Raw genomic sequence first — 14,816 nt, 5'->3', positions numbered from 1 at the left:
CATGCATGAGTCCTGTGTGGTTGGTCGCGCGCGAAGAGCTGCGTTTCATGGCCCGCAATCGCTCCGCAGCCATCGGCGTGGTGTTGCTGATGCTGCTGACCTTGGTGGCGTCATTGACCGCCGCGCATCACCAGCGTGAGGTCACCGAATTCCGTGCGCGTCAGCAACAGGCCGCGCAGCAGGCCTTCGACGCGCAGCCGGACCGTCACCCACATCGGGTGGTGCATTACGGTCATTTCATCTATCGCCCTTTGCCGGCACTGGCCGCGTTCGATTCGGGCGTGGATGCCTTCACCGGCAACAGCATGTTTCTGGAAGGCCATCGTCAGAACACCGCCAACTTTGGCGATGTGCGTCAGAGCTCGCTGCTGGTGCGCTTCGGTCAACTGACACCGGCCTTCGTGCTGCAAGTGCTGGCACCGTTGATGCTGGTGTTTCTGGGGTATGGCGCGGTGGCCCGCGAACAGGAGGCCGGCACGCTGCGCGTGTTGCTGCTGCAGGGCGCCACGCGCCGGCAACTGCTCGGCGGCAAATATCTCGCGCTGGCCGCCGTGGCCGGCATCTGTCTGTTGCCGGCCTTGGTCGGCCTGATACCGATCGCGTTATTGCCGGGCCAAGCGGCGCTGGTCGCGCTGCTGGTGCTGGCCTATGGCGTGTATCTGCTGGTGTGGTGTGGCTTGGTGTTGGCTGTGTCGATGCTGTGCCGGCGCGGCCGCGATGCGCTGCTGGTGTCGCTGGCGCTGTGGGTGTGGCTGGCCCTGCTGGTGCCGCGCGTGGCGCCGGATGTGGCCAGTGCAGCGTACCGTCTGCCCACGCGGTTGGAGACCGATGTGGCGATCCAGCGCGACCTGCGCACGCTCGGCGACAGCCATAACCCGGACGACCCGCACTTTGCGCAGTTCAAACAACAGGTGCTGGCGCGTTACGGCGTGCAACGGGTGGAAGACCTGCCGGTCAATTACAAAGGGTTGCTGGCACTGGAAGGCGAGCGGCTCACCGCCAGCCTGTTCGAACGCTACGCGGCGCGCGATGCACGCATCCAGCAACGGCAGAACCTGCTGGTGCGCACGTTTGCCTTGCTGAGCCCGACGGTGGCGTTGCGCGAGGTTTCGATGACCCTGGCGGAAACCGATCTGCGTGCGCACGAACGCTTTCTCGCACAGGCCGAGCGTTACCGTTACACGCTGGTGCAACAGCTCAATCAGCTGCAGGCCGATGCGGTGAGCATGGCCGACGACACCGCGCAGGATGCCGGTGCCGATCAGCGCAAGCGCATTGCGTCGGCGCATTGGCAGCGCATTCCGGTCTTTACTTTTACCCCGGCGTCCAATGCCGACGTCGTAGGCGTGGCAGCTGCGCCGCTGGGTCTGATCGCAGCCTGGCTGCTGGCTGTCTTGTGCATATTGCTGGCCGCCGGACGGCGCGTGGGAGTGGCACGTTGATGGTGCTGTGGAAATACGAAGCGCTGTTGTTGCTACGCGCGCGCGCGGCCGTGGCCGGATTGCTGCTGCTCACCCTGCTGACGGTGTGCAGCCTACTCTCCGGGCAGCACGTCATCGACGCGCAACGCGCCAACATCGCACGCATCGCACCGCTGCAACAGGAAGACAGCGCGGCAGTGGAAGCGTATGTCGCGCGCTCCAACGATGCCGGCAGCGCGGCGTACTACAGTTTCCACCCGACCTGGGACACGCCATCGCCATTGGCCTTCGCCGCAGTGGGCATGCGCGATGTGGCGCCGTACATCTTGCGGATACGCGCGCTGGGTCTGGAAGCGCAGATCTACGATGGCGACAGTTATAACCCCGAGCTGGCGCTGGCCGGACGTTTCGATTACGCCTTTGTGCTGGTGTTTCTGTTGCCGCTGTTCGTGATCGCGTTGCTGTTCGATCTGCGCTCCGGCGAGCGCGAGGCCGGGCGTGCGCGCATGTTGGCGGCATTGCCAGGCGCGGGCACCGCCTTGCTGGTGCGCCGCGTGGTGGTGCGTGCGGTGGCGGTGCTGGCGTGTTTGTGCGTGCCGTTCGCGATCGCTGCAAGCCTCAATGCGGTGCCGCTGCTGCAGCAACTGGCAGTGCTGGCACTGACCTGCGCCTATCTGCTGTTCTGGGTGCTGCTGGCGGTGGTGGTGGGTCGCATCCGTTGGCGGCCGGCCGCGCATGCAACAGCGCTGGCCACCTGTTGGGTGGTGCTGGCGCTGGTGGCGCCGGCCTTGGCGCATGTGGCGATCAATCAGGCAGTACCGGTCAATCAGGGCGCCGAAATCGCGCGGCTGCAACGCGAGGCAGTGAACCATGCCTGGGATATTCCTCGCCAGGCCACGTTGCAGCGGTTCTACGCAGGCAATCCACAGTGGGCGGATTCGCCGCCGTTGACCGATGCGTTTCACTACAAGTGGTATTTCGCCTTCCACGAAAACGGCGATCAGCAGGTCGCCCCGCAGGTCGCCGCCTATCGGCAGGGCTTGCTGCGCCGCGAAGCGCTCGCGCGGCGCGTGGCCAGTGTGTTGCCGCCGGTGGCAGTGCAGGCCGCGCTCACGCGCTTGGCGCACACCGATCTGCAGGCGCAGCTGGCCTATCAGGATCGCATTCGCGCCTATCACCAGGCATTGCGTACGTTCTATTACGGATACCTGTTCCGCGACCGGCCGTTTACACGCGACGACTTCCCGCGTGCGCCGCGTTTCGATGCTGCCGCCAAGCCGGCGCCGCAGGGCAGATAAGGGCGGCTAACGAAACAATTGCGCTCCGCGCCAGGCGTGCGCGGTCGATGCCCGGTGTGGCTTGCGCAACTCGCAGGCTCCGGTTTCACGCGCGCCGCCCATACTCACCCGACGATGGGGCTATCAGTTTTTTACCCGCTCCAAGTAGTCGCCAGGACATGCGCCTGCGTTGCGCGTCGTGGAAGGTATGCCGGGGCCTAACGATGCAGCTCGCTGCGATCTCTTGATCGGTCGGTGTCTCTATCAGCCGCGTAGACGATGCAGCGTCGGCGGCTCGATCAAGATGCTTTGACGCTAGCGCAGCAGTGCTGCGTGACATGTGGTGGTGGGTAAACACCTTGCACGGTGAATGACACAAGCACCGCAATCACCCAGTACTGCGCCGCTTCGAGGTGCCACTACGGCTGCGCTTCTTGCCGGCGGCCAGCGGTGCGGCCGTTTCGTCGGCCAGCACGCCGCCGTGTTGCATCTGCTCCAGCCACGACAACGCATCGACATAGCCGAGGAAGTGCTGCAGATAGCCGGGCGAGCGTTCGCGCATCAGGGTGATGCAGCGATGCACCAGTACGCTGGAATTGAGCGGGCCGGCATCCTTGGGGGCGTCCTGCAGCGATTGACGCACCTGGCTGGCGGTACGCACGGTGGTCCAGGTGCGGCGGAAATCGTCCAGCGCCGGCAGCTCCGGAAACAGCTGCGCATCGGCGGCCGCGGTCTTTCTGCTGTCCACCTCCATCAACGCGGCGTGGCCTGCCAGCTGATCGGTCAGGGCACCGAGCGGGCTACGCTGCGTTGGCTGCGACGCAACGCTGGCCTTCGCGCTGCGCGCAGTTTTTTTGATGGTGGCCGCATACGCATCGACCAGGCCGGCAAGCGTTTGTTCCAGCACCGCACGCACTGCATCGGCCTGCGTTTCGGCACGCGTCGCCAGGGTCTGCATCAGATGGAAGCGCACCGGGTCCAGCCGATCGGCGCCCTGGCTGCGCCAACGCTCCAGGCGCGCGCGTGCGGATGCCGGCGTGCTCATCGTGTAGCGGCGGCCTGCGTGGGCGCGGCGCGCTGCGCACCGGACGGGCGTGCGATCGGGGCGATCTCTACGCGGCGATTCTTGGCGCGGCGCGCTTCGTCGGCGTTGGAGTCCACCGGTTGCTGCGCGCCGAACGCCGCAGCGAATACCGATGCGGCCGGCACGCCTTCGGCGATCAGTGCACGGGTCACGGTGAGCGCGCGTTGCGCGGACAATTCCCAGTTGTCGGCATAGCGGCGGTTGCCGCCCAGCACCGGGCGGTCGTCGGTAAAGCCGCTGACCATCAGCAGTTCCTCGCGCGCGCTCAGATACTGCGCCAACGGCGCCGCAAGTGACTTCAACACTTCGCGTCCTTCCGGTTGCAGTTGATCGGAGTTGAACGCAAACAGCACGTTGCCGCGAATACCGATGCGGCCATCGACCAGCGTGACGCGGCCAGCGGCCAGCGGTGCGGCCAGCGCCTGTTCCAGGGTCTTGCGGCGCTGCGCTTCGGCCTGGCGCTGTTTGACCTCCTGATCGAGACGGCTGGACAGCTGCAGCTGCACGCCGATCACCCCGACCAGGATCAGCACGAACGCGCCCAGCAGCACCGACATCAGGTCGCCGAATGCGGCCCAGATCGGGGTGCCCGATTCGCCGTCGCTTTCGATCTCGTCGCTCATGCCGGCTCCGCTGCGCCGGCATCGCTGCGGCGGCCCTCAAGCTGGCGCAGTTCTTCGATGATCTGCTTCTGCGACAGCATGCTGAGGTCGACCACTTCACGCGCCTGCGCGACGTAATACGCCAGCTGGTCGTCGCTGCGCGCCAGCGAAGCATCCAGTGCGGTGGCCACATGTTGCAGACGTTCGTTGAGCTCGCCGGTGGAGCTGCTGAACAACTGCACCGCCATGCCGAAGGCTTCGCCCAGGCTGGCCACTTCCACCGCGCTACCACTGACGTGCGCGGCCACCGCACCGAGCTTGCCGGTTTCGCTGCCGATCTGTTCGGTGAGTTGGCTGCCCACGCGCTGCAGCAGATCTGCCGAAGTGGTGACCAGCGCATCGACGGCTTCGCGTTGTTCGGTGGAGGCGTGATTGACCGCGTTGAGCAAGGTGTCCAGCGTGGCCAGCAGGCGGCTGCGTTCTTCCAGCATGGCGGTGTCGCGCACCATGCTTTCCGACAGGTTCTGGCGCAGCTCGGCCACGACATCGGCCGCGGCCTTGGGCGCTTCGGAGGCGATCTGCATCAGGCGCGAGACCTCGGCAATCGTGGCGCTGGTTTGCGCCTGCGCCTGCGTGGACAGTTCGCTGGCGGTGCTGGCCAGGGTGTCGCAGATGGCCTGCTGTTGCTGGGTGACGCGCTCGCCGGTCTGTTCCCACTGCGTGGCCAAGGTGGCGCTCATCGCGGTGAAGCGCTCGCTCCACACTGCAAGACGCTGCGCATCGCGCGCTTCCAGCGCGGCCTGCAACTCGGTGTGCGAGTGCTGCAAGGTGCCGACAAGGTCCGCGGCATGCGTATCGAAGCTGGCGGTTGCGGCGGCCAGCGCGTTCTGGTGCTGGGTGGCCAACGCGGCGCTGGCGTCTTGCTGTTGTGCCAGCGCGTCGCTCCAGGCAGTGGCGGTCTCGCTGCTGGACTGCTCCATGCGCTTGGATACCGCATCCACCAGCGCGGTCGAACGCGCATCGAAGGTGCTGGCGAACTGCGTCAGTGCGTTCTGCAAGTCGTGCGTGAGCGTGTGATTGGCGCGCTGCTGTTCGGCCACCGCAGCGGTCCAGGTGGCTGCGGTGGCAGCGGTGCTGGTCTCAAAGCCGCTGGTCAACCCGTCCAGCTGCTGCAGCACCGCCTGCTGCACGCCGTGCTGCAAGGTGGTGGTCTGCTCGGCAAGCTGTTCCAGCGTGGCCTGCAACTGCGTACCGAGCGACTGGGTGGTGCGTTGTTGTTCGGCAAGCACCGACGCCCAGGTGTCGGCATTGGCGGCGGTGCTGCGCGCAAAGCCGTCATCGAGTGCACGCAACTGTTGCTGCACGGCGGAGCCGACGCTGTCCTGCAGGGCGCTGTTGCGTTGCTCGACCTGCGCCAGCATGGCCTGCATCTGCTCGATGAGCGCCTGCTGCGTACGCTCCTGCGCGGCCAGTGCGGCCTGCCAGTGCTCGGCCGTAGTGCGTGCGCTGTCCTTGAAGCCGGCGTCGAGGCCATGCAGTTGCTGCTGCACCGCTGTGCTCACGCCCTCCTGCAATGCAGTGGTGTGCTGGGCGATCTGCGTAAGCGTGGTCTGCAGCTGCGTGTCGAGCGCCAGCTGTGCGTGTTCCTGCGCGGCAAGCGCGGTGGTCCACTGTTGCGCGGCGCTGCTGGCACTGCGATCGAATCCGTTGCTGATGCCGTCCAGCTGCTGTTGCACGGCCTGGGTAAGCTGCGCGTGCAGCGCGGCGGTGTCGCGCGCGATGCTGGCCATGGTGGTCTCCATCGCCGGCTGCAACGCCGCGCCAACCGCGCGCGCGCTGTCTGCAACGCCGGCCTGCAGCGATTGCTCCATCGAGGTGGCCAGCCGTGTGTAGGCGGCTTCGGTTCTGGCATGGAACTCGGCCTGCTGTGCGGCCAGACGTTCGTCGGCGGCAATGCTCTGCTGCTCGATGCTGCCCATCAATGCCTGCAGGCGATCGATCAACGCCGGCATCAACGCGCTTTGTTGCTGCTGCAGCTTGAACACTTCACCTCGCTGGTGCGCGTCCGAATGCGGATGCAATTCAGACGCGATCTTCAGATCCAGCCGCTGCACGGCCTGCAGGCGCTCGCGGCGGCACAGCGCCGACAACAGACCCAGCATGGCCGAGGTGGCAACACCGGCGATGGAGGTGCCGAAGGCGAATGCCAGGCCTTCCACCGGTGCCGCCAGCGAGCCGCGAATGGCCTGCAGGTCGGTGGCGCTTTGCAGCGCAAACCCGGTGCCCTTGAGCGTGGCCATCATGCCGAGCAGGGTGCCGAGCATGCCCAGCAACACCAGCAGACCGACCAGATACGACGTCAGCACCGGCGCCGGCAACGCCACACGCGCACCCTGGATGCGCAGACGCACCGCATTGCGCAGGCTCGGGTGCAGCTGCTCCAGCCACGCGTCCAGCGCCGACGGCGCGGCGGTGAGCCCGGTCACTGCTGTATCCAGCGTGGCGCTGGCCTGACGATAGCGATACAGCTCCAACGCACCGGCGAGATAACACGCGCCGATCAGCGCCGCGACGCAGGCACCCAACGGGTTGTTACCCAGATAGCCGAACCCGACCCAACAAACCGCCAACAGGCCGACAAGAAACACACACACGTGTACAAGAGTTTTGAACATGACGTCCCAGTTAGCGGGTACGAAGCGCTGCAAGCAGGCCTTCGATCGGGTGAAAACGAACATCCAGTTCGGCGAGCAACACGCTCTGCATGTCTTTGCGAAATACATCCAGCCAGCCATCGGACACCGCGCGCGGCGCGATCTCCTGATCGGTTGGCGCGCTGTGCGCGTACGCGGCCTCGCGCAGGCGGTCGAAATGCGTGCCCAGCAGGCCCGGCACGGTGTTCAACAAGGTCTGCTCGCGCGGGCTCAAGGTCAGCTCCATTACCGCATCCACTTCGGCCAGCCGTGCCATGTCGCTGGACACCAGCGCCAGCAGGTCGCGCAGCCGCCCACGCAGATCGCCGGTGGCGGTGCGCATGGCACGTTGCATCGCCAGGTAGTGCTGCCGAAACGGCGCGTAGTCGGGCACCGGCGGCGCTGCCTCCGTGTCCGTCGCAGCGCGCGCTTCGCTGCGCAACCGCGCGACCAGCGCATCCAGACCGGCCACGCTGCTGGTCGCAAGGCCGGCGCGCACGCGGGCGCAGGCGTCGGCATCGAGCGGACGCGGTTCGGGCAGGTCGTCGGTCTCGGGCAGCTTGCCATCCAGCGCCTTGGACACGGCCACTGCGCGTGTCCAGTCGATCCACTGGCTCAGCCGGTCGGCCAGCGCATGGTTGGAGTGGGCGACGCGGACATCGCTGAGGCGTGCGAGCAGGCGAATGAACGCCGGGCCCGAGAGGGGCGCCCGTGGAGCAGCTTTCGCCATTGTTCCGGTCAAAGACCGCGCATTTTACACGGGAATGACAGCGGGTCGGCCGGCGACACCGGGCGTGCGCTGCGGTGGCTGGTGACGTTCATGGTTGCGCAGAACTGCGGTCAGGGTGGTATTCGGGAGTCGGGCGGTGGCGGCAGGTGACTGGCCGGAGCGTTGTCAGCGCAGACGGCCGCTGTAATCGGTCGAGCCGGCAGCGTCAGGTGAGATGGTTGCGGCGCCTGCGCTTGCGCCGATTCATGAACGATATTCATGACCGCATGCCGCCTACATGGCATCGCGCGGCGCGCGGGTTTGCTACAACCACAGCAGAGCAGCCGGCGCCCGCCATGCAAGGCTGCCGTCGCGCGCCAGGCACTAGCCATCGCGCCCAGGCACTCGCTATCGCCGGATCTGGCGCCATCGCAGACCTGCCGCTGCGGCGCAGGCCGCCCGCACCCCTCAGGAGCATCCGCATGAAGTTCGACACTCCCGCAGGACTCAACCCCAGCGACCAACTCAAGGTGCTGGGCCAGCCGGTCGACCGCGTGGACGGGCCGCTCAAGGTGACCGGGCAGGCCCGCTACGCCTATGAATGGCACGACCAGCCTGGGCAGATGGCGTACGGCTACATCGTCGGCGCGGCGATCGGCAAGGGCCGTATCACCGAGATGGACACCGCCGCCGCACGGGCGGCGGCCGGGGTGATCGCTGTGCTCACCTACCAGAACGTGCCCACGTTGGGCACCGGCGAGTTTTACGTGCAGCGGTTTCTGGCAGCGCCGCAGGTGGACCACTACCACCAGGCGGTGGCCGTGGTGGTGGCCGACACCTTCGAGCAGGCCCGTGCGGGTGCGGCGCTGGTGCGGGTGCGTTACGCGCGCGAGCGCGGGCAGTACGACCTGGCCGCCCAGCAGGCCAGCGCCCCGGTGGCGCCGCAGGCCCCGTTCGGTGGGCCGCCACAGACCGCACAAGGCGATTTCGCCGCCGCCTATGCCGCCGCGCCGTTCACCGTGGATGCCACCTACCGCACCCCCGACCAGGCGCACGCGATGCTGGAACCGCACGCCACTATCGCGCGCTGGGAAGGCGAGCAGCTGATCTGCCACACCGCCATCCAGCAGATGAACTGGGGCACGCGCGATCTGGGCAAGGCACTGGGCGTGCCGAAGGAGCGCATCCGGCTGCTGTCGCCGTTCATTGGCGGTGGCTTTGGCGGCAAGGGCACCGCGCAGGCGGATCTGGTGTTGGCCGCGCTGGCTGCGCGTATCACCGCACGGCCGGTCAAGCTGGCCCTGCAGCGTCCGCTGATGTTCAACAACACCATCCACCGGCCCGCCACCATCCAACGCCTGCGCCTGGGCGCCACCGCCGACGGCCGGCTGACCGCGATCGGGCATGAGAGTTGGTCGGGCAATCTGCGCGGCGGTCGCAGCGAGCCGGCCACCTTGTCCACCCGCGCGCTGTATGCCGGTGCCAACCGGATGACTGCGGTTCGGCTGGCGGTGCTGGATCTGGCCGAAGGCAACGCCATGCGCGCGCCCGGCGAGGCGCCGGGGATGATGGCGCTGGAAGTGGCGATGGATGAACTGGCCGAACGCGTGGGCATGGACCCGGTGCAGCTGCGCATCGTCAACGACACCCAGGTGGACCCGGAACAGCCGCAGCGCCCGTTCTCCACGCGGCCGTTCGTGGCCTGCCTGCGCAGCGGCGCACAGCGCTTCGGCTGGTCGCAACGCAATCCCACCCCCGCCAGCGTGCGCGATGGCCGGTGGCTGATCGGCATGGGCATGGCCAGCGCCATTCGCGGCGCGCCGATCTCCAAGGCCGGCGCGCGTGCGCGGCTGGACCGCAGCGGCACGCTGACCATCGAAACCGACATGACCGATATCGGCACCGGCAGTTACACCATCGTGGCGCAGACCGCAGCCGAACTGCTCGGCGTGCCGCTGCAGCAGGTGGTGGTGCGGCTGGGCGATTCCAGCTTTCCGGAAACGCCCGGTTCGGGCGGGCAGCAGGGCGCTGCGTCGGTCACTGCCGGCGTCTATGCCGTCTGCATGCAGCTGCGCGAGACAGTGGCGCAGCGCCTGGGCATTGCCGCAGACCAGGCCCGGTTTGCCGGTGGCATGGTGCACGTGGGCGGCCGCGCCATCCCGCTGGCGCAGGCCGCCGAGCATGGCGAGCTGGTCGCCGAGGACGCCATGGAATACGGCACGCTCAAGCAGCAGTACGCGCAGCAGACCTTCGGCGCGCACTTTGCGCAGGTGGCGGTGGATGCCGACACCGGCGAAATTCGCGTGCGCCGGCTTCTGGCGGTCTGCGCGGCCGGACGCATCCTCAATCCCAAGACCGCGCGCAGCCAGGTGATCGGCGGCATGGTGATGGGCGTGGGCGCGGCGTTGATGGAAGAGATGGCGGTGGATACGCGGCTGGGCCTGTTCGTCAATCACGACCTGGCCGGCTACGAAGTGCCGGTGCATGCGGATATCCCGCATCTGGAGGCGCATTTCATCGACGAGGTGGACCCCACCATGTCGCCGCTGAAGGCCAAGGGCGTGGGCGAGTTGGGCTTGACCGGCGTGGCGCCGGCGCTGGCCAATGCGATCTACAACGCCACCGGTATCCGCGTGCGCGACTATCCGATCACGCTGGACAAGCTGCTGGCGCAGCTGCCGCGCAGAACGGGGTAAGTGCAGAAGGAAAAAAAGCGGTGTGGCGCCGGCCGGTGTATGCACCAGCGCCAGTGCCGTCAGCGAGCCATCGCGCGTTGGGTTGGCGATGGAGGCGATGCATCAAGCCGCGGACGATGCATCCATGTGCTAGCTGCTATGCGTGCGATTGAGCGCACCTGACACTGCGCGCTGCTAACAAAACTAAGGTGCTCATCGCCAGGTGTGCGCGGCCGGTGCTCGATGCGCATGTGCCCTTCGTACACTGCGGTTCTGAGCACGCCAGCCGCACCCACCTCACGACTGCTCGCGCCGTTGTGTAGTCGCTCTGATTGGAAGTTTTCCGCATCGATACCGATGCAAGTCGGGCAGCGCCAGATCACCTGTCATGTGCGTCTCTGGCGACCGCGTGCCTGTGATCGCACACTAACGAGCACGACCGTGCAGTTGAGCTATGCACTGCTCTACGCAGCATAAAAACCGTGCCGTTGGGCAAGCTGGGCGCGATGGACACACCGTTCCAGCTGCCTCTGTATCTGTCTCTCTAACCAATTCAGGTTGTCGCGCACCGTCGCCGAATTACTTCTGTTTTGTAAGGTGAACGGGTATAAGCTGCCGGCCGGGGAACACCCCAACGAGGAACGCAATGGACCACTCCGACATGCAAGTGTCCGATCTGCTGGTCTTGGAGCTGCAAGGGTTCCACGACGCCTATGGCAGTGGACCGGACTTCTGGGACGCTTATCAACGCATCATGGGCGTGGCGGCGCAGGCCGGCGGCAACATGATCAATCTGGCCAACGAAATGGCCTCACTGGCACAAGGGCTCGGCGCCATCGATCGCGCGCAGCTGCTGTAACTGCCTCTCGCGGTCTGGTGCTGGCGTGCGGCTGCCGCCACTGCACCGTGCACGTTGTGCCACCGTCGCATGCGTGAGGATCCGCGTGCTCACCTCATCTTTCTGTCGTTTTCACGCGCGCCTGCTGTGCGCATTTTTACGGTTGGCGCATCGATGGCACGTTCGTGATCTTCGCCGGTCACGCAGTGTCGGTCGGGGCGCTATCGCAATGCGCTGGGCAGTGGAGATGCGACGCGCCTGCGTTGTCCGCCAATGCAGCGGCGCCCCCAGCCCCGTGCCGGATGCGGTGATCCGGCACCTCGTTGAGGAGCCAAGGTGTGAGCGAAACAGTCGAAGGCGTGCGTGTGCATCTGGTCGGTGGCCCGCACGATGGGCAGATGCTATGTGGCACATCATTGCCGGGCGTGATGCTGCCGGTGGGGTATCGCATGACGCCCTGGCCGGGCGGCCAATCCGGCATTCATTGGCACCGTGAGCTCAATCTGGCTTGCGTGCATGGGGCGCTGGCGGCAGATGAAGTGTGTGCAGCGCTGGGTGCGCAATGGCGTCGCTATCTGGCGACCCGTCGGCAGCAAGCCGCCGCAGGCAAGGACGCCGACGTTGCCAACGGGTGCGCGAAGACGGCACTGGTGTGATGACGGTGGCGCCGGCCGAGTGCGCCGCTTTCTGCGTAGGACACACATTGTTGGCGAGGCGGAGGACGCGTAGCGCGTTCGCTGTGGAGCGGTCGCGTGCATGCGGCAGCCGGGCGCTAGACAAGGCGCGATCGATTCACTAACTGAAGGATTCGCGGGCCTGCATGTGGGGCGACATCCGCAGCGAATACGCGGCGTCAAAGGCAAACGCAAGCGCAATGTCGCGCGCTTGGCAGGTAAGGCTTACTCCGCGTCGGCTGGCGTCTTGGCCGGTGTGACCACGGCATTGTCTGGCGCGCCGCGCTTCTTCTCACGGCGCAGCGGCGTGTCGCCCAGGCGCTCAATCGCGCCACCGGATTGCTGAAACGCTTCCAGGTCGGCAGCCAGACGCTGTTCGGACAAACGCGGCTTGCCCGGTTGGTTGCTCACGGTCATCGACTGGCGGCGGGAGTTATTCATCGCGAATCCTCATGCGTTGTAGAGCGTCAAGGGGATGCCCCGCCGGCGCTGATCGTCGTAGGTGGCACGCACGTCGCGGCAGTACGGGCCGGACATGACAAAACGCCGACAGATCGCCGGGCGCGTTTCATAGATCGAGCAGCACATGCGCGCGGAATCGATCGCCACGCACCAACCTTCCTCATCGCGCGCCATCACGTGCCAGCCTTGCGGTGTCACGCTGGTCAGATGCTCGGGGATACGGTCGGTTGGATCGACCATGACGGTGAGCCGGCAACAGACGGCATCGCAGCGTTCGCAGAGATTCTTGATGGAAAAGGCCAGATTGAAGTGAAGGCGACACCGGGCTCCGGCCGCACTTGCACCATACACCCTGCACGCGGCCGGATGTGAACCGGCGCCCGCAGGACCCGCTCTGACCGCGCACCAAGGGATGTGCGGGCCGAGCGGCGCGTCTCGGCGAGCTGCCCGCCGGCAGCAACGCACGCCGTCGACTCGGCAAAGCGCGGATGCACCGAGATGACGAGCGGCATTGGCGCCTGGACGCGCCGCTTGATCGATGCAGGTGACGCGTTGTGCTGACCTTGGTCGTCACGGTCGCTAAGCAACTGGCCTGAAGAACAGGCCCGCGCCGCCTTGCCTTTGTCACGCCAGTGCGAAGACGGGTTTCACTTGTGCCATCGATGGCGCACCGTAGCGTGGTTGTGTCCATAGCACGCATCAGGAGCACCGCCATGAATACATCCAGGCAGCCTCCATCCGCGCACGACCAGTCCGCAGGTCGCGACCAGGACCACAGCGCCAAGCAGAAGCAGGACGCGCTGCAGGACGAGGCGGTGGAAGAAACCTTCCCGGCCAGCGACCCGGTATCGCCGTTCGTGCCCGCCAAACCGCTGGACTGAGCGCTGCGATTACGACCACTCAACTGCCGAGGAGTGATAACGCTGGCGGCGATCACAACCAGGAAGGCCCGATCACTGACCGGGCCTTCCTGGTTCGTGTAGTTGGATGCAACGCTTACGGCGTCAGGACCACCTTGCGGCAGTCGTCCTGCTTCTTGTCGAACAACGCGTAGCCCTGCGCTGCATCGGCCAAAGGCATGCGGTGCGAAATGATGGCATTGGGCTTGAGCTCACCGTTGCCGATACGCTCCAGCAGGTACGGCATGTGTTTTTGCACGTGCGTCTGGCCCATCTTGAAGCTCAGCCCCTTGTCGAAGGCATCGCCCAGCATAAAAGCGTGAATGAATCCGGCATACACGCCGGGCACGCTGACCACGCCGCAGCGCCGCGTAGCCGCGATGCATTGGCGGATCGCCACACCGCTGCTGCCCTCCAGTTTGAGGTTGGTGAGCGCAGTTTCGATTGCACTGCCTTCGGCCTCAAAGCCCACCGCCTCGATGCTGGCATCCACGCCACGGCCGTCGGTCTGCGACACGATCACGTCTGCCGGGTCGTCGATTTCGTCGAAGTTGATCGGGATCACACCGTAGGCCTTGGATGCGAAGTCCAGACGGTACGCATGCCGGTCGACCATGAAGATGCGTTCTGCGCCCAGCATGCGGCAGCACGCTGCAGCCATCAGGCCCACCGGGCCGGCGCCGAAGATCGCCACCGTGGAGCCCTGCTTGACGCCCGCATCGACAACAGCCTGGTACCCGGTGGGCAAGATGTCGGACAGGAACAACACTTGTTCGTCGTGCAGCGCATCCGGCACCACCAGCGGCCCGACGTTGGCCTTGGGCACACGAACAAATTCGGCCTGCCCGCCAGACAAGCCGCCGTAGAGATGGCTGAAACCAAACAAGGCCGCAGGCGGGCGCATGTCTTTGTGATTCAGCGCGGCGCCCTTGCCGGTATTGGTAGTTTCGCACGCAGAAAATTCTTGCAGCATGCAGTGGAAGCAGCGCCCACACGCCACCACGAACGGAATCACTACGCGGTCGCCCGGTTTGACTGCGGTAACGTCCGGGCCGACCTCTTCAACGATACCCATGAACTCGTGGCCGAGAATATCGCCATGGCGCAGGTCCGGAATCTTACCGCGGTACAGATGCAGATCCGAGCCGCAAATCGCCGTGGCGGTGACGCGCAAGATTAAATCATCGCGTTCGACCAGAACCGGGTCCGGTACGGTTTCGACCCGCACATCGCGTGAGCCGTGGTAGTTGAGGGCAAGCATGTGGATCTCCTGAAGGCCGACGGGGCGCGGCAACGCAGAGCAGTGTTTGCATCTGGTCGTTAAGCCAGTCAGCACGGTGCGTGCGCACGGTGTGCACGCGCTTGCTCGACGACATCGCGTTGATGCGCATGTCACGTCTGGATAACCCGCGCGCTCGCAGGCTGATTTCACGCGCATCACTGCGTTGCAACGCAACTGTGGTGATGCAACCCCGACAATTC

General features: G+C 65.9%; 13 protein-coding genes and 1 other RNA gene. 7 read left to right on the top strand and 7 right to left on the bottom strand.

What is annotated here, in order from left to right:
• Positions 1-5: 5 nt before the first annotated feature.
• A complete protein-coding gene (locus RQH86_RS15845; RefSeq protein WP_311239067.1) occupies positions 6-1,442 on the top strand; it encodes a DUF3526 domain-containing protein in 1,437 nt (478 codons plus the stop codon).
• Positions 1,442-2,719: a DUF3526 domain-containing protein gene (locus tag RQH86_RS15840; RefSeq protein WP_311239068.1), complete on the top strand. Its 1,278-nt coding sequence runs from the start codon at positions 1,442-1,444 to the stop codon at positions 2,717-2,719. The genes RQH86_RS15845 and RQH86_RS15840 overlap by 1 nt, the downstream gene beginning before the upstream one ends.
• 367 nt (positions 2,720-3,086) lie before the next feature.
• On the opposite strand, the gene RQH86_RS15835 is transcribed toward RQH86_RS15840, so the two are convergent.
• The 4 genes from RQH86_RS15835 to RQH86_RS15820 are packed head-to-tail and all read right to left on the bottom strand — an operon-like array spanning position 3,087 to position 7,807.
• Positions 3,087-3,743: a DUF2894 domain-containing protein gene (locus tag RQH86_RS15835; protein WP_311239069.1), complete on the bottom strand. Its 657-nt coding sequence runs from the start codon at positions 3,741-3,743 to the stop codon at positions 3,087-3,089.
• Entirely contained in the window at positions 3,740-4,405 is a 666-nt protein-coding gene (locus tag RQH86_RS15830; protein WP_115514018.1) for an OmpA family protein, read from the bottom strand. Before RQH86_RS15830 ends, RQH86_RS15835 begins: the two co-directional genes overlap by 4 nt.
• Positions 4,402-7,059: a DUF802 domain-containing protein gene (locus tag RQH86_RS15825; RefSeq protein WP_311239070.1), complete on the bottom strand. Its 2,658-nt coding sequence runs from the start codon at positions 7,057-7,059 to the stop codon at positions 4,402-4,404. The genes RQH86_RS15830 and RQH86_RS15825 overlap by 4 nt, the downstream gene beginning before the upstream one ends.
• Before the next feature lie 10 nt (positions 7,060-7,069).
• Positions 7,070-7,807 carry a DUF3348 domain-containing protein gene (locus RQH86_RS15820; protein WP_311239071.1) on the bottom strand — a complete coding sequence of 246 codons (738 nt, stop codon included), beginning with the start codon at positions 7,805-7,807 and terminating at the stop codon, positions 7,070-7,072.
• A gap of 461 nt (positions 7,808-8,268) precedes the next feature.
• Between RQH86_RS15820 and paoC the strand changes: the two genes are divergently transcribed.
• The 4 genes from paoC to RQH86_RS15800 all read left to right on the top strand — a co-directional run bounded on the left by paoC (position 8,269) and on the right by RQH86_RS15800 (position 11,955).
• Positions 8,269-10,482, top strand: a complete 2,214-nt coding sequence (paoC, locus tag RQH86_RS15815; protein WP_311239072.1) for an aldehyde oxidoreductase molybdenum-binding subunit PaoC — start codon at positions 8,269-8,271, stop codon at positions 10,480-10,482.
• Between the two features lie 228 nt (positions 10,483-10,710).
• A non-coding RNA gene (locus RQH86_RS15810) (sX9 sRNA) lies at positions 10,711-10,786 on the top strand.
• A gap of 321 nt (positions 10,787-11,107) precedes the next feature.
• Complete coding sequence (locus RQH86_RS15805) at positions 11,108-11,320, top strand: hypothetical protein (RefSeq protein WP_055847794.1); 213 nt, start codon at positions 11,108-11,110, stop codon at positions 11,318-11,320.
• Between the two features lie 317 nt (positions 11,321-11,637).
• Positions 11,638-11,955, top strand: a complete 318-nt coding sequence (locus RQH86_RS15800; protein ID WP_311239073.1) for a hypothetical protein — start codon at positions 11,638-11,640, stop codon at positions 11,953-11,955.
• Between the two features lie 243 nt (positions 11,956-12,198).
• Here the strand turns inward: RQH86_RS15800 and RQH86_RS15795 are convergent, their stop codons facing one another.
• Positions 12,199-12,414 (bottom strand): hypothetical protein, encoded by a 216-nt coding sequence (locus RQH86_RS15795; RefSeq protein WP_115529010.1) that lies wholly within the window; start codon positions 12,412-12,414, stop codon positions 12,199-12,201.
• A gap of 9 nt (positions 12,415-12,423) precedes the next feature.
• Positions 12,424-12,675: a YkgJ family cysteine cluster protein gene (locus RQH86_RS15790; protein ID WP_055847802.1), complete on the bottom strand. Its 252-nt coding sequence runs from the start codon at positions 12,673-12,675 to the stop codon at positions 12,424-12,426.
• Positions 12,676-13,148: 473 nt separating this feature from the next.
• Between RQH86_RS15790 and RQH86_RS15785 the strand changes: the two genes are divergently transcribed.
• Positions 13,149-13,316: a hypothetical protein gene (locus RQH86_RS15785; protein WP_311239074.1), complete on the top strand. Its 168-nt coding sequence runs from the start codon at positions 13,149-13,151 to the stop codon at positions 13,314-13,316.
• Positions 13,317-13,431: 115 nt separating this feature from the next.
• Here RQH86_RS15785 and RQH86_RS15780 read toward each other — a convergent pair whose 3' ends face one another.
• Positions 13,432-14,595 carry a zinc-dependent alcohol dehydrogenase gene (locus RQH86_RS15780; RefSeq protein WP_311239075.1) on the bottom strand — a complete coding sequence of 388 codons (1,164 nt, stop codon included), beginning with the start codon at positions 14,593-14,595 and terminating at the stop codon, positions 13,432-13,434.
• Positions 14,596-14,816: the final 221 nt, after the last annotated feature.

The organism is Xanthomonas sp. WCS2018Noco2-27 (assembly GCF_031843525.1).
Lineage (GTDB): Bacteria > Pseudomonadota > Gammaproteobacteria > Xanthomonadales > Xanthomonadaceae > Xanthomonas.
Note: the sequence above shows the minus strand (reverse complement) of the source record. Positions and strands in the feature narration are given on the sequence as shown.

Coding starts and splice junctions, on each gene's coding strand:
- paoC (WP_311239072.1), top strand. CDS start 8,269: ATGAAGTTCGACACTCCCGCAGGACTCAACCCCAGCGACCAACTCAAG.
- RQH86_RS15780 (WP_311239075.1), bottom strand. CDS start 14,595: ATGCTTGCCCTCAACTACCACGGCTCACGCGATGTGCGGGTCGAAACC.
- RQH86_RS15840 (WP_311239068.1), top strand. CDS start 1,442: ATGGTGCTGTGGAAATACGAAGCGCTGTTGTTGCTACGCGCGCGCGCG.
- RQH86_RS15785 (WP_311239074.1), top strand. CDS start 13,149: ATGAATACATCCAGGCAGCCTCCATCCGCGCACGACCAGTCCGCAGGT.
- RQH86_RS15845 (WP_311239067.1), top strand. CDS start 6: ATGAGTCCTGTGTGGTTGGTCGCGCGCGAAGAGCTGCGTTTCATGGCC.
- RQH86_RS15795 (WP_115529010.1), bottom strand. CDS start 12,414: ATGAATAACTCCCGCCGCCAGTCGATGACCGTGAGCAACCAACCGGGC.
- RQH86_RS15830 (WP_115514018.1), bottom strand. CDS start 4,405: ATGAGCGACGAGATCGAAAGCGACGGCGAATCGGGCACCCCGATCTGG.
- RQH86_RS15825 (WP_311239070.1), bottom strand. CDS start 7,059: ATGTTCAAAACTCTTGTACACGTGTGTGTGTTTCTTGTCGGCCTGTTG.
- RQH86_RS15805 (WP_055847794.1), top strand. CDS start 11,108: ATGGACCACTCCGACATGCAAGTGTCCGATCTGCTGGTCTTGGAGCTG.
- RQH86_RS15835 (WP_311239069.1), bottom strand. CDS start 3,743: ATGAGCACGCCGGCATCCGCACGCGCGCGCCTGGAGCGTTGGCGCAGC.
- RQH86_RS15790 (WP_055847802.1), bottom strand. CDS start 12,675: ATGGTCGATCCAACCGACCGTATCCCCGAGCATCTGACCAGCGTGACA.
- RQH86_RS15820 (WP_311239071.1), bottom strand. CDS start 7,807: ATGGCGAAAGCTGCTCCACGGGCGCCCCTCTCGGGCCCGGCGTTCATT.